Origin of the sequence: Paenibacillus sp. FSL H3-0333 (genome assembly GCF_038002805.1) — a bacterium.
Lineage (GTDB): Bacteria > Bacillota > Bacilli > Paenibacillales > Paenibacillaceae > Paenibacillus_AQ > Paenibacillus_AQ silagei.
Genome location: NZ_JBBODG010000001.1, coordinates 5,389,730 through 5,405,487 on the forward strand (window position 1 = coordinate 5,389,730; position 15,758 = coordinate 5,405,487).

The window sequence follows — 15,758 nt, forward strand, 5'->3', positions numbered from 1 at the left end:
GGGGCTACACATGAAAACACACATTAAGCTGGGCAGAAAGTCCGCGCTGTTACTAGGAACGACCATCCTGCTGGTAACAACGGCGTTAAGTGGTTGCAGCGGTAATTCCAACAATGGAGGAACTGCTGCGGGGACGGCCGAACCCGGAACACCTACTGAGTCATCCGATCCGGGCACAAGCACAGGCATCGATCACAGCAAACCTCTAACCATTACGGTATTCGACAACGCAGCTAACTATCAAGGCGAGCAGACGGGATGGTACGGCAAGCTGCTGAAAGACAAATTCAATATCACACTGAACATTCTGGCTCCGCAGGTAGCGGGCGACCAGCTGTACAAGACCCGCTCGGCATCCGGCGACCTCGGCGACCTCCTGATTATTGAGAACAGCCAGCTCGAGGAACTGATTCCGGCAGGCATGATTATGGATCTAACCGACATGATTAAGAACACGGAGCATCTGTCCCAATATGTAGACAATCACTTTAAGCCGTTCAATGTGGCCTTCGAGAAGCAGAATCCGGACGGTAAAATCTATGCTCTCCCGGCCTTCACCGCCGATACTTCGCCAACGACTTTCTCAGAAGAGCTGCCTTACTCCAGCCCGATTATGCCTTGGGATTATTACAAGGGAATCGGCGCGCCGAAGCTGAATAATCTGAACGACCTGATGACCGCCCTGAAGGACATGCAGGCTAAATATCCGAAGACTCCGGACGGCAAGCCGATTGTTCCGATCACCCTCTGGAAGGACTGGGATGGCGGAAGCATGGAGAATGTCCGCTGGCTCAGCAACTGGTATGGCTATGAGCAGCCAAACGGCACTACAACGATTCAATTGAATGCCAAAGGTGACATCGTGCCAATCGTGGACGACAACAGCATGTACAAGAAGATTCTGCAGTTCTATTATGACGCTAACAAAATGGGTCTCGTTGACCCCGACTCTCCTTCCCAGGACTGGAACAAGGTATCTGAGAAGCTGACCAACAAGCAAGTTCTGCTTCTGTGGTACTCCTGGCAGAGAGGGTTCTACAATACGATTGAACGCGGCAACCAGGGCGACGGCAACGTAGCCGTTCCGATTGCAGATACCCACCTGATCCAGAACAGTGATGCTTACTTCGGGAACGGCAGAGTGTTCGCCATCGGCTCCAAAGCGAAAGAGCCGGAAAGAATTATGGAACTGATGGACTGGATGTCTTCACCGGAAGGTCTTCGTTACTACACCAACGGCTTCGAAGGCTTCAACTATGAGAAGACACCGGACGGCAAATTCAAGCTGACCGAAGTCGGCCAGACGGCATTCCAGGAAAACACCCCGGTCCCTGCTGAATACGGCGGCGGCGGTTACCAGGACGGCCAGAGCAAGGTCAACTCGATGATTATGAGTGATTTCGTGACCGACCCGGAAACCAAAGAATTCTACAATAGCACCTACTGGGCATCCACCATTGAAGCCAACAAGACTGCGCTGACTACAGATTGGCAGAAAACCTATGACGCCACAACTCCAACCGAGTACTATACGAAGAACAACATGATCGACATCGTGCCGAACATCAACACCAGTCTTGGCTCCGATTCTTCTGACGTCAAGAACAAACGCAGCCAGATTTCGGATTATGTCAAGAACACCTCCTGGAAAATGATCTTCGCCAAGGACCAGGCCGAATTCGACCAGCTCTGGACCAAGCTGAAGAGCGATGTCGAAGGACTCGGCTGGAATGATGTCTTCGCGGTAGACAAAGAACGAGCAGACAAAATCGTTAAAATGCGTGCCGATGCGATTGCTAATAAGTAAGCAAATGAGCGTTACTGCGTAAGCTGTAAAAGTAAAAGAAAAGGCAGCCTCGAAGCCATGGAGATGGCTTGGGGCTGCCTTTTTTGTTACCGGTAACTGTTCTTCCTGCTCCCTTAAAAAATAAGCTGAGCGAACTGGTACAAGCCGTTCTTCCAGACCGGCCAGTCATGGTCGCCCTGCTCTTCTACCCAGATGTGCGGCACGTTATGCGCTGAGAAATAAGCATGGGTGCGGTCGCTGACATACTTAAGGCTGTCAAGATCTCCGCAGGATAACCAGAGCAGGTTAAGCGCGTCCGCTACCTTCTGCGGGTCAGGTACCAGCAGATCAGGCTCCTTCGTGTTAGGTGCCGCAGAGAAGGCTCCCACCCAGGCGAACCGATCCAGGTTATTCAAGCCGATGTTGAGCGATTGCCCTCCGCCCATGGATAATCCGGCCAGCGCACGATGCTCCCGGTCCGTCATAACGGAATAATTCGCTTCAATATAAGGGATCAGATCGTTCAGCAGATCAGACTCAAAGGTTGCAAAGGCTTCCAACTTGTCAGGCGCGAAGATGTCGCCCTCCGCCCGGTCATTCAGCATCGCCCGCCCGTTCGGCAGAACTACAATCATTGGCTTCAGCAATTGATCAGCATACAGGTTGTCCAGAATAACCTGCGGTGTGCCGTGAGTGTACCATTCGTCCTCATCTCCACCGATACCGTGCAGCAGATACAGCACACTATATTTCTGTGCGCTGGAGTAGCCAGGCGGTGTGTATACTCTAGCCTTCCGGGTGTTGCCAACTGTTGCAGAGGGATATTCGATCATCGTGATCTTACCACGCTCGATCCCTGCTCTCTCCTGATCATATCCCGCTGCTTGTGTTGTATACTTCTGATGGTTCATGTCCAATGCTGCTCATTCCTCTCTTAGATTATATGTATATCCCCACACTTAGTTTATTCAATAAACTAAGTGTGGAATCCTGCTGAGGAACCTGTTGCAGAAAAATATATATTAAGGATAGACGTCTTCTACATTGGACAGTCCCGCTTGTATTTAATCTTCGTATACATACGAATGCATCGGAGTAATCTCCACCGGCTGCAGGGATTGATATAGAGCATTAGCCTCAGCAGAGAACCCTGTAATATATGCCGTTGTCACACCTTGCTCCTTCAGCCGCAAGAAGCAGGCTGTAACAACCGCCTTGCCGAAGCCGCGTTGCCGGTAATCCGGGTGGGTCCCAATCGTCTCTATAACCGCGATCCCGTTATCCTGATCCACGAACCCGAAACAGAAGGCAATATGCCGGCCCTTATCATCAACTACAGAGAAATCAAGCTCCGCAAGATAGGACGGCAGAGTTTTTCTCCAATACTCTACCTTGACTGGGCCGGAATCAGACGGAGAGAAGATCTGTTCAATCAACTCGCCCTTCGATTCCTCGTCTGCCCCTTCCGCCATGCACCGGATGTAGAAGCCTTCTTCCAGGTTAAAAGTGTACTCAGTATGCGCAAGATCGTATCTTCGGGTATTCCCAATATGGGAATCTTTCACAAAACCTTGATCCAATAATGCCTGAACCTCCTGACCATAGGGATAGCAATCCGTGTTAAGCTTCTTTTTCCCCTTGCCCCATACATTCCGGGTCCATGCGACCATCTCGTCCGCCAGATGCGGGTAATCCGGATGAACGATTAAACTGAAGAAGCCGCCCCCGGATTCGGAAATGAACAGGCCTGTGATCTCACCGGCTTCATTCTTCCATAGGTGTGCATTATGCTCCATGAAATTAGGGTCTGCACTTTTGGGCGCTTCGTACCGGTTCCAGAACTCGAATCTGACATATTCCCAGGTTTGAAGCTGCCCTGTCAAGGTTACCATTTTTTTTAAAAAGGTACGGACATTGTTGAAATTTTCCACGTTGCCAATATACTTTTCATTCATTCCTTCTTCTCCGTTCAACACTCATAATTTTACTACTCTTCTATTATATGTGATAGCGTTTCCTTTTTATAGGTATAGATTTGTTATAATAATTTGTTCTCTTGCACTCTGCATAGGACACAGTAGGGTAAGACGAGGTATTACTCCCTCGGACTCCGGGTAGAAGGGCCACCCAACTGGTGACCCGAACCCCCACAGAACCCGGCGTGCGAATTTCCCGCACCGGGCTCTTCAGAACTGGTTTTACAGCATCGCGTATGTCTTCAACCGTTGATACGGGATGAAGATTTTCGGTCGCATCAGTGGAAACAATGATCGTAATCGCTGGTATTCCTCCCAGGTAACATAGCTCTTTCGGCTTCGTCTGCTGAGTACTTTCCGCCAATAGGTGACGGTGGTAGCATAGACTTTGCTCAGACACTTCAGGTTGCCTGCCATTCCATAATAGGCATAATGCCCTTGCAACATTTGGTTAATCTTCTTTGCTTGTACCTCCAGCGGTTCATGCTGCATTCTTCCCATGGTTTCCTGCACGTTTCCCATACTTCGCTTCAGCCGCTTCTTCTCCGTCTTTCTCCCCACCATGAAATTCCCTTGCCGGTTCCGCGTACAATAATGCGTAAACCCTAGAAAATAGAGCGTATCCAGCTTATTCATCCCTTTTCTTTGGCTATGTTTGCTTGCAAATCTCCCAAACTCGATTAATCTGGTTTTACTCGATTCCAGCTCCAGTTTGAACTTATGAAGCCGATTTACCAGTCCTTCCTGAAATCGGATGGCATCGCTTCGGTATTGAAAACAAACGATGAAGTCGTCGATACACCGGATGAGATAGGCTTCGCCTCTAAGCCGTGGTTTACGGCCTTCTAAAACCATAAGTCCAGCACATAATGCAGGTACACATTACTTAAGAGCACACTAATGGAGCCGCCCTGCGGCGTACCTTCTTCACTGAGATGGACGCTCCCATCTTCCAATACGCCAACGTTGAGCCAGCGCTGGATCATTCGGAGAATTCGCGGATCACCAATCCGATGTTCCACAAATTTCATCATCCACTCATGATCCAGGCTGCCAAAGAAATTCTTCAGGTCGGCTTCGAATACCCAACCCACCTTTTATCCGGCTATGATCTCATTTTAAATTCATGAGAAAGCTGAGGCCGTGAAAGCTTCACTCGAAAAGAGTGTAGCTAAAAAAGGGGGGCCGCTCTCCTGAAAAAGGTTCTTCTTTTGCTTGCTCCTGCAACGGTCATGGAGGACCAACGTAGTGAAACGGTACGTTTTAGGATGCAATGTTTGTTGTCCTGGATGCAAAAAACGTATACCCGAAAAGAAGATGTCGTATTCGTATCCAACTTCCAAAGCTATACCAGTGGCTTTTGGAAAGGACTCTTTACCTGCTACGATTCGCCGTGGGCACCACGTACAAATACTTTGTTAGTGAATTAGTCAACCGTAGAAAAAAAACTCCCGTGTGGGGGAGGGTCTCCCCAGTTCACTGCACTATCTTTCATGCCGTTCCCTATACGCCGGAGGATTCTTCACTGCTGCTCCAAGTTCTGTGCAGTTTCCTTGGCCTTCGTCCATTATGGCGGGACTCGGCTCCCTCTGTTCCCCTTCGCAGGGCCTTTTTGACGACGCGGCAGGATTCACTTGATGTTGCGGCCTGGATTGTTGCTCGCCCGATCTCTGACCGGTACTTTTCTCGATGCGCTTTTACACACAGATTTCGCCATGTGCAAGCATCCTAGCTACAAAGGTGGCTTGGTCCCTCCTTTGGTTGGACTTTCACCAACTAGATAATGCGTGCCTCTGGGCACGCCCATTAAAAAAGGGACTGTCAAATGACAGGCCCGATACTTTCCGTAAGCTTCATATCCATGATCAAGTCTGGGAGGAACACCTTCTCCAATTCTCTTATATCCTCAGTCAGCTGAATAATCGAAGCCAGCAGTTCCGGTTTGCAGTTAACGCAATATTTAAGAAAATTGTTCTTCAATATCAATGCCTGTCCTTCCAGAAACACGGCTTGCTCTACCAGGTGCGGCTTTCGGATAATCTCCCTGTCAAACATATACTCAGTACGGAGCTTCATGCAATGCTTGTGCTCCCACAGAATATGAACATGCCTCACATCGGCAGCAGCCTCCCCTTCAGAAAGATTGTTGAAATACTTCAGGAGAACATCATAAATCTCCATACCATATGCACGTTCCCATGGACTTTCCACCATGCTGAAGCGCTCAGAGGTATTGCGGGAATATAAATAATCCTCGAGAGATTCACAGACCAGTTTTTGATTGAAATCATATTTCCCGTCCTCTTTATATTGATAAAGAACGATCTGATTACATTCGTTACCCATCTGATCAAGATAACGGAATGAAGCTTCGAACGCTTGAAATGTTATCTGTGATGAAACATACATGCCCTTGCCGTTAAAACCAAGGATATGGAAGGATCTGGTAGACGAATCGTATCCATATACCAGTGAATCATGCGAAAAATGCTCTTTGCCGTAAGTAAATCTCTCTGGAACAAAGTATTCATCTAAATTCAGATAGACATAATACTCCTTGTCCAGGGCCGCCTTAACAAAATCGACAATGGGCTTGTCAGTCAAGGCATATACTTCCCTGGACAAACGGTATGTAGTCAGCCAGGGAACAATGGCATAGTCATACATATAGAAGCAGAAAGGCACAGGAGCATTCATATCTCTATTAAAGGCTAACTGTATATAGTTGCTGTAAAACCATGGATAGCTCGACTCATAATTCAGGATAATTGCCAAGGGATACGAGTAGAAGTGATAGCCGAAAACTGGCGGCTTTTGGACTGGTAAAACTTTGGTCACTATTGATCACCTCTTTAGGTTGAGTGGTTCGCCGTTAGAATCAGTTTCAGCCACACTGCCGTCCGGCATTCTCTCATCAATATAGGCTATAAGAGAGTCGGTCAACTGGGCAAAATGCGCCGAAGGTAACGCTGCCGAGATCCGAAACCAGAAGGGGTGTTCAAGATCGGACACGATGTTATTGTTAAAACAAGATTCCGGCATTAAAATAATCCTGGTCTTGTGCAAAAGGTCGTGGCAGATGTCCAGTTGATCCTTCGCGGCCCACCCGCGGATTCTTACGCAAAAGTTAAACCCGCCTCCCAGCTCCGTCCGGCTCTCCAGCCTGACTCCCATTGCTTCCGAGAAATAAATAGAATTGAGCTGAACCTGATCATGGTTCTCCCTGATTTCTTGAGCAAACCGCATAACATCCTGTATAACGTCCCTGTTTTTCAGAATAGGTTTTAGGTGGCGTATATACATCTCTCTTCCTCCGCAGTACAGCAGCTGTTCTCTGAATTTCCTTAGAATTTGCTGTATTTCGTTTTCGCATCCGGTTTTTTTCCAGTGCAGAAAAAGCACACGGTACACCATATCTATAATGAACGGCGTGACATAGAAGGTTGGTGGGGAAAATAAAAACAGCTCATTCCAATAGGACACACATTCCCTGAATTCCTCATTGCAAAGAATATATCCTATCCGTGCTCCCGGGATACTTCTTGTTTTGGACAAGCTATTGATCACATAAGTATGTTCGCTATAGTTGGTGCGTTCAATGACTCTATTAATATTAATGAACTCAAATTGATCAGCTAACTCATTCAATTGGCACTTGTCAATCAGCAGTGTGATCCCTTTACGCTGTAACAGCCCGATGATCTCCTCCAGTTCCGTTTCACTGTAAATCTCACCGGAAGGATTGAACGGGAGTGTCAGTATCAGCAGCTCTGGATTGTATGTATCCAGTGCTGCTTCGATTTCTGCGAGAACAGGCGCAATGCGGCCCGCCTCTTGAGACATGATAGTTACAGCCTGAAGCTGCTGGCGCTCACAGCATTCATAAAACAAATAATAACTTAAACCCAGCAGCATCACGGTAGACCCGGGATGTTGACAGGAGTAATACTCCATAAATAAAGCGATAGCCTGAGTAGCCCCGACGGTTATACATACATGTTGCGGAAACTCAGGCTGCCGCTCTACATCTCCTGAAGTCAAGTAACGCTCGTAGAATAAAATCGCTTCCCGGATATCCGCATTGCCTTCGATTTCTGAATATTTCTTGACAAAGTCACCTGATAGGGAATCTTTAAGCAAATATTCCCGGTAAAGCTCCGGTGGAGGAAATTGATTGATCCCCGCAGAGAGATTCATCTGCAAGGAATTCGCTGACAATAAGCCGCCAATGGACTGGTTGACATTGGCTTTTCTATCTCTTTTCCTTCTTACCTGATCCAATATATTATTCAATGGTCCTCCCCCTGCCGCCAAATCGCATTTCCCATAACCCCCATATTAGTTCCCAACAATGACCACCTCCCTGTTAATACTATAGGGATGGGTGTCTACCTTTCCCATGGTGAGCTTATAAACTTTGTCAGCTGCATCATAATAATGATCGTCATGAGTAATGGCGATAACACATTTATTCCTGGCCCGTAACTCAGGAAGCAAGGTCCGGTAAAAGTATTGTTTGAATTCAGGGTCCTGGTCAGCAGCCCATTCATCGAACAAAAAGATATCTTTGTCTTCAAGATAGCTGATCATTAGTGCCACACGCTTCTTCTGACCCGTTGATAAATTGAGATGGTCGAATTTCCCTTGGTCCACCCGGATTTTCTCGGAAAGTCTTAACTGCTGCAGATATTTCTGAATATCTTCTTCGCAATGGTCGTAATTAATGCCGTACATTGTCCTGAACAGATGAAAATCACTAAAAACAGTTGAATAAAGCTCCTTTAACTCCGAAGGGGATACCTTTCTTCCATTCAAAGTGATGTTCCCTCCAAGTGGCTCATATAAGCCTGTAAGCAGCTTAGCCAATGTCGTCTTCCCGCTGCCGTTCCCGCCAGTGATAAACGTGATCTCCCCCGAACGGAACGATAAGGACAGCGGCCCCACGCGGAAGACACGCATTCCGTTGTTCCCCTCATAGGCGTAGGTCACTTCCTCCAGGCTGATTTCAAACTCCCCATGCGAATTATGCCCGGCATGAGGCGGTTCTTCGTCTACGGGTATCGCAGCAGTTTCTCCTGACGGTATCTCTTCAATTAAAGACTGAATCCGTCTCCAGCTGACCCGAATACGGAACAGCTCTGGTATATTATCCAGCACGGAATGGAGTGGATTGGTCATGTACAAAAAGACAAAGATATAAGCGCGCAGCTCTCCGACCTCAACATTGTTGAAGATAACCGGAAATACAAATGCCACAGTACCGATGACGAAAGTGAATAGCAGCTCTCCGACTACAAAGGCGTTTGTAAACTTGATGGATGCCAGAATGCTTTTGGACCGGTATTCATCGCAACATTCATCCATATCCCGCTGAAAATCTGCTCTCCGCTGCTTCTTCATGCTAAGTTCCTTAAAGCCCAGAATTAAATGATCGATCATCGAGAAGAACGTATTCTGAATATCACGCGTCCGCTCCCAGATCCTGTTTGCCGATTTGCCTACGGCCACATATAGTCCTGCTGCCAGCACAATAATGGCTATGGAAACCAGCAATCCATAAAAGTTGATGGTTCCGAGGTAAACAAGGCAGCATAAAAGCGTCGCTGTTCCGGTAAACGCGCTGATGATGACTCCGGGAAGCCGGCCGATCGTTTCCGAGTCATTATTTAGCCCGACATGAATATTCCCTTCCTCCATCTGTTCAAATTTGGCGTAAGGCGCATTCAGCACCTTCTGAATCAACTCAGTCCGCTTGGCATAGACTAAACCGCCGGTCAGCTTAACCATCTCCGTCTGAATCAGCTTTTGCCCAAGCACATAAAGCGCAAGGCCGAGCAGGAAATAGACAATTAGACCGCTGAACAAGGCGTCCTTACGGTCAAGTGCAGCATTGATGGTGAAGATGACAAAAGCATTACCAAAGCCGCTTACGAAACTGAGTACAATGAGCGGAAACATCAGTTTGTCATTCTCTCTAGGAAACCAGCGGATTAGCTGAAAATATAGCAGAAAGAGTGCCAATGCTCCAAACAGCGTAACCATGGCTGGTACAAGACTATACGGCGCCCAAACATGTACAAAGCTCCATGGCACACGATCAAAGAGTACGTCGGGCAGCAGATACAGACAATAGCCAAGCCCACCCAAAAAAACAAGTGTGACCCCTAGCCGTGCCAAGTTGCCATTGCTCCAGTCGGCAGCCTTTCTCTTATGTTGTATACACTCGTACACGAACATAATCAGATACCCCAGGGACAGCACAGACAGAATTCCTGAAAGGACAATTAGTGCCGAGGAAATCCGGTCCAGCGACAGCATCATGTCTCCGGAAGAGTCCTTCAGATTCTTGTCTTCCAGTATCGACATGATGTCATTAACTATAGCCCCGGTATAATCCGAATTACTGTTGGCTAGAACCGCCAGGCCCAGATGTTCTCCGGGCTTGATTACAATATTGGAAGAGAAGTTGGGATTGGAACCGGCATGAGACAGTTGACCGCTGCCTTTCTGAAAGACCTGCCATCCGGCAGCATATGAGGAACCGTCTCCGCCGGGGGCAACGGTGCGATCTGCTTCATGCGACTTTTCTATGAGCTTCCGGTACGGTGATTCCAGCTTGACAGCTCCGCTTTGAATTTTCAGCCAATTTGCCATATCCTCAGCGTTCATCACGATATACCCGGCCGGTGTATTGCCTTGATATGCCGGAGCATCATAAGTACGCTGTGACAGGAAAGAGAGCTTATGCCCCTCCGACATCGCAGGCAGAGCGTAGGCCTCATCCCGGGAACTATAGGTAGACTTCAGACCCAAAGGAAATAAAATCCGGGCTGTTATAAAGTCTTCATATGATTGTCCGCTGACTTGTTCAATGACATACCCCAGTACATCATAGTTCACCGTGGCATACTGGAAGCGCTCTCCAGGTTTGTAATCCAGCTCTCCACCCGACAACCGGCGTACGGTTCGTTCAAGCGCATCCGGGCCTGAATAGGCCTCGATATCGCCAATGGTACGGTACGGAATTCCTGATGTCTGGTGAAGAAGCTGAGCAATGGTTATTTGGACCGGCAGTTTCTTATAGTTCATGTGGAACCAAGGGATATACTTGTCCACCGGATCAGTCAGGCTCAGCAGGCCCTCCTCTTCCAGATAAAGAACACCTAAACCTGTAAAGGCCTTACTGGTAGACCCAAGCTCAAACAAGGTTTGACTGGTGACCGGCAAGCCCGTCTCTTTGCTGGCAACACCAAAGCTTTTTTGATAAACGGTACGATCTCCTTCCACCAGGACGACAGATAGACCGGGAATTTTCCCCGCCTTCATCTGCTTCACAATCCGCTGTTCAATGGCCTGCATCTTCTCCCCGCTTATCCTGTCCAGTGCTTCCTCCGCACTTGAATATCCCGGATAACCAAACATCAGCGGGATCAGCAGCAGAAGTAAGATCCTGTATACAAATTTCAAGTCTGTCAGCTCCTTAGATAAAAAGGGAATTCAGCTCATCTGCACTCAAACTGATAGTATCGAAGTCAGCCGGCGAGAACTTCGCGGCTTTCTGTTCGGCGCAATGCCGGATTATGCCTGTCAGAGACGCCACAAAGCTCTGCATGAAAGCCGACAGAGTGCTGCCCTCAACCTCCAGTTCATTGTAGGAGACCCGAATTCTCAATCTTCCGCCAGCCACCCAGATATTTGCATCCCACAAGCAGCCTTGAAGCGCAAGCTCTTCGTCTGATTCTTCTCCTGCAGTGTCTGCTGATAAGGTGAACCAGGGATTCGGAGCCATATCAAATCCGCCCATGTAATTAAAACGGATCAGACGTTTCTGCGGCACGATACTGTCTGATTGCCCGCAGCAGAGGCCGTAACCGATACCTCCTCTCGGTATTGTCCGAAACTGTTCTTTTACCGAAATGACAGTCTCCTCAATCGCTGCATTGCGGTCAAGCATAAATCGGGCCGGATAATGGCAGGTGAACCAACCTACTGTACGTGAGACATTAGGAGCCTCTGCCCCGCCTTCCCGCCCATGAGATTCCAGCTCCACCAACAGATGCTCCTGGCCGGAGCTCTCGCATAAGCCTTTCAAAAACGAAGTCAACACCAGTTCCTGGGTTTCAGTGCGATAAGCCTCATTCGCCCGGGTCATCAACAAGCAGGTCTCCTCCTCGGACAACGCTGCTTCTATCGTCTCCATACAGACTGCCGCAGTCTGCTCTTCTCCCCGCTGCTTCAAGGGCCAGGCATAATCCGGCTCCAATATCTTATTCCAATAAACCGCTTCCTTCTGTGCCTTCAACCTTACAGCTTCATCGTGCATAAATTCGGTCCATTCTTTAAAAGAAGTCGTTGTTCCCGGGAGGTTCTGTGTATTGTTTGCCCGCTGAAAATCGAGCAGCAAGCGCAAATCATCCAGCAGCAGACGCCACGACACCCCGTCAACCACGAGATGATGCGCTGTGATCAGCAATTGCCTGCCACGCCCGCCAAGCTCGAAGATGCACGCACTCAGCAACAAATCGCTTCCGATATCAAAACCGGATTTAAGCCGCTGTGCCAGAAGGTTGCGCTGTCTTCCCTGTTCATCTACAGGAAGCGAACGCAAGTCATAAGTCTCCACCTTGATGTCCGCCATAAGATGCTCCGGATTATAAAACAGCATATCTGCCACATCATCATAGTTAAGACGTAGCGAATCATGATGCCGGACCAGCCCCTCAAGCCCTGCCACAATCCGGGATACCGGTAATTCCTCATTAATATCCAGCAAGATAGACTGGTTATAATAATTACTCTGTTCATATCTCCCGCTTAACAACTTCCTCATAACAGGTGTGAGAGGCAAGCTGCCTTCTGCCGGAAAAGGCCGGCTGACCCCGCGGATTTGCGTCCGGGTGATGCGGGTGTACATTTCCCCGAGTACAGGATACTTTAAAATATCCATTACCTGCAGCTCAAGCCCGCAATCATGCAGCTTGGAAGAAATCAGTATTGCCTTGATGGAATCGCCGCCCATAAAAAAGAAATTGTGCTCCGGACGAAGCTCTTCTGCCTTTAATCCAAGCACTTGACTAATTATCTCGTGAACAGTTCCCAGCATCGTGTCATGCAGCTGCCATTCTGTAACCCCGCCTTCTTCAGCCGCCGGGGCGGGTAATGCTGCAGTATCAATCTTCCCGTTGATCGTCAGAGGCAGGTGATCCAGCATTTCATAAATGGGCGGGACCATATAATGTGGCAGCCTGGAGGCAAGATAACTCCTTACCTCGCCCAGACTTCCCCTCTGGTTCATAACCAGATATGCACATAGATGCTTCACGGAGAAGCTATCCTCATATACCGTAACTGCCGCCATCTTCACAGCCGGATGATCAGCCAGCACCTGCTCAATCTCGTTGAGTTCAATCCGGTAGCCCTTGAGATTGATCTGCCTGTCAGTTCTTCCAATGTATTCAATGCATGAATCTGTGATGAATCTGGCCTTGTCCCCGGTTCTGTACAGTCTTTCGCCTTCAGTGAACGGGTTGAGCGGAAACCGTTCTGCAGTCAGCTGTCCCCTTCTGTGATACCCCCGCCCTACACCGTCACCGCCTATGTACAATTCTCCTGTAGCGCCAACAGGTACCGGGCGCATCAGCTCATCCAGGATGTAAATGGATGTATTGGCGATCGGCCCGCCGATAGGCACTGTTTTGGCTGTATCTCTAGCCGGATTATAGCGATAGAACATGCAGCCGACGACAGTTTCCGTAGGTCCATATTCATTGTAAATCTCAATTTCACCGCCGAATTCGGCCACAATGCGGGATGCTAAGGCCCCTTTGAGTTCTTCGCCTCCGACGATCATCCGCTTAATACTTGAATCCCGGTATTCCCCATCCTGCAGCAATGCCAGATGCGCGGGTGTTAGCTTTAGCACGGTGGTCAAATTGTCGTTCACAATATCGTGAAGCACACTGCGATTTGGATTCTTGGGATAAATTACAATTTGCCCGCCTGAGATCAGCGGCACGAATATAGCGGTTACCGTTAAATCAAAAGCAAGCGATGAATATAGGGCGAATGTTTCTGTTTCGCCTTGTGTGTAAATGCTTCTGGCCCAGCAGCAGTAATTGACCAGACCTTTATGAGTGATCATTGTTCCTTTGGGTGTGCCGGTCGTTCCGGAAGTATAAATGATATAAGCAAGATCATTGGGCTCCGGAGATGGGGCGGGCACATACAACGAATGCAGCCCCGGTTCTTCCTGCTGCTGGCTGACAACAGGTCCCTGCCACATAATTTCAGGATCTATTACCGTATTGACGATCAACAGATCCGGTTCAGCATCATGAAGCAGATAGGAAATCCGTTCTGCCGGATAGTCCGGGTCTATAGGCAGATAGGTTGCTCCAGCTTTGAGTACTCCTAATAGAGCGATGACACTTTCAGGAGAAGGTTCGGCTATAATGGCTGCAAGCTTCCGCACACCCAATCCGTGATTGCTAAGACGCATAGCCAAGTGATCAGATCTTCGGTCCAGTTCCCGGTATGTCATGGTGTCCTGCCCATGAAGCAGCGCTGGCTGTTCTGGCGTTCGTTTGGCCTGTTCGCGGAACAACTCGATAATTGTCCGGTCAGCAGGATAGGACATCCGCGTATTATTGAATTCAATAATCTGGTGGTGATATTCAGCCTCGCTCAGCATTTTCAATCCGGCCAGCCTGGACTGCGGGGATCTAACAGCTTGTCGGATCAGTCCTGTAAGCTGTCTATACATTCGTTGCACCTGTTCTTCGGAGTAATCTGCTATCCTGTAATCGAAATCCAGACCGATCCGCTGTTCCTCTGTCCATTCCTTAATAACCAGCTGCAGCGCATATGCCTGATAGCCGTTGTAGAACTCGGTATTCTCAACCGCTGCGCCATTCAGCCTGGAAGGCAACCGGGTGTTGTAATAGTTCACACAGATGTTAAATAGATCAGCATATCCTTTTTTCCGCAGTTCCAGTTCCTGAGCAAGAAGATTGTAGGGATACCGTTGGTTGTAATAGCAGGCCTGTAATTCACGGTCCACTCTTTGCAGCAGCCCGGCTGTATTATCTTCTTCATCAATACGTATTCTGAGCACCATCGGGCTGGTGAACATTCCGAAGGTTTGGCGTTGCTCCCGGCTCGACCTGTTATAGGTAGGTGTTCCGAGAACAAGGTCAACCATATGCTCGCTGCGCTTCAGCCAAAGGAGGAAAACGGTAACAAAAAACGTGTTGATGGAGCAATTGCACGCCTGAACAAATGCCTTAATTTCTCCGGACAGCTCCTTGTCCAGCAGAAAGGACAGACGGCGTCCCTCAAACTGGTTTGACCCGGCTTTTAGACAGTATTCGGGCAGCTCGCGAAACTTTTCCATCCAAAACCTCTTGTTCTTCTCTGCCCGGGCGGAGACCAGGTAACGCTCCTCTGAAGCGATATACTCAAGATAGGATGGCGCCTTACTCCCCTTTTCCCGCTCCACAGTCCCTTTCAACATTTGCTCATAACTGTCTGTTATCTGTTCAGTCATAATATGGGTAGACCAGCCGTCAGCGATAATATGATGTAATTTCACAAAATATCCGCAGTCCTGATCGCCAAGAGAGAATAGTGCAAAATAAAATAGAGGTTCGCCAGTCAATTGAAACGGCTTACGCGCCTCTGCCTCCACCCACCGCCTGAAGGCATATTCGGGATGTTCCTCAGATGAGAAGTCCATCCGGTCCAGCAGAGTGGCCGGGGCATCCGATATATACTGGGCCGGCTCGGTACCATGAACAGTAATCCGCAGCCGGATTCCGTCATTCATGGAGATAAACCGGTGTATCGCAGCTTCCAGCAGGTTGAAATCCACAGCACCCCGGACCCTGATGGTTCCTCCGATCGAAAACAGCGGGGTCCCTGAATGCATTTGCTCCAGGTACCAGATTCGTTTCTGGGCATGGGTTAACGGCCATTTCGAGGGTTGATCTTCATCCAAT

9 protein-coding genes are annotated in these 15,758 nt (G+C 48.6%); 1 reads left to right on the plus strand and 8 read right to left on the minus strand.

Translation table 11 applies throughout. The features are described 5' to 3' along the window. Window positions 1-10: 10 nt before the first annotated feature. Window positions 11-1,807, plus strand: a complete 1,797-nt coding sequence (locus MHH78_RS24095; protein ID WP_341169057.1) for a hypothetical protein — start codon at window positions 11-13, stop codon at window positions 1,805-1,807. A 113-nt stretch (window positions 1,808-1,920) separates the two neighbouring features. Here MHH78_RS24095 and MHH78_RS24100 read toward each other — a convergent pair whose 3' ends face one another. From MHH78_RS24100 to MHH78_RS24135, 8 genes are all read right to left on the minus strand, one after another. After that, entirely contained in the window at window positions 1,921-2,697 is a 777-nt protein-coding gene (locus MHH78_RS24100) for an alpha/beta hydrolase (protein ID WP_341169058.1), read from the minus strand. A 153-nt stretch (window positions 2,698-2,850) separates the two neighbouring features. Further along, complete coding sequence (locus MHH78_RS24105) at window positions 2,851-3,741, minus strand: GNAT family N-acetyltransferase (RefSeq protein WP_341169059.1); 891 nt, start codon at window positions 3,739-3,741, stop codon at window positions 2,851-2,853. A gap of 243 nt (window positions 3,742-3,984) precedes the next feature. Next, on the minus strand, window positions 3,985-4,617 hold the full coding sequence (locus tag MHH78_RS24110; RefSeq protein WP_341169060.1) for a hypothetical protein: 633 nt from the start codon (window positions 4,615-4,617) through the stop codon (window positions 3,985-3,987). After that, window positions 4,608-4,856 carry a reverse transcriptase domain-containing protein gene (locus MHH78_RS24115; RefSeq protein ID WP_341169061.1) on the minus strand — a complete coding sequence of 83 codons (249 nt, stop codon included), beginning with the start codon at window positions 4,854-4,856 and terminating at the stop codon, window positions 4,608-4,610. Before MHH78_RS24115 ends, MHH78_RS24110 begins: the two co-directional genes overlap by 10 nt. Window positions 4,857-5,583: 727 nt before the next feature. Next, entirely contained in the window at window positions 5,584-6,600 is a 1,017-nt protein-coding gene (locus MHH78_RS24120) for a hypothetical protein (RefSeq protein WP_341169062.1), read from the minus strand. Window positions 6,601-6,606: 6 nt separating this feature from the next. Next, on the minus strand, window positions 6,607-8,055 hold the full coding sequence (locus MHH78_RS24125) for a pyridoxal phosphate-dependent aminotransferase (protein WP_341169063.1): 1,449 nt from the start codon (window positions 8,053-8,055) through the stop codon (window positions 6,607-6,609). Window positions 8,056-8,100: 45 nt separating this feature from the next. Then, window positions 8,101-11,229, minus strand: a complete 3,129-nt coding sequence (locus MHH78_RS24130; RefSeq protein WP_341169064.1) for a cyclic peptide export ABC transporter — start codon at window positions 11,227-11,229, stop codon at window positions 8,101-8,103. A 13-nt stretch (window positions 11,230-11,242) separates the two neighbouring features. Next, window positions 11,243-15,757: an amino acid adenylation domain-containing protein gene (locus MHH78_RS24135; RefSeq protein WP_341169065.1), complete on the minus strand. Its 4,515-nt coding sequence runs from the start codon at window positions 15,755-15,757 to the stop codon at window positions 11,243-11,245. Window position 15,758: the final 1 nt, after the last annotated feature.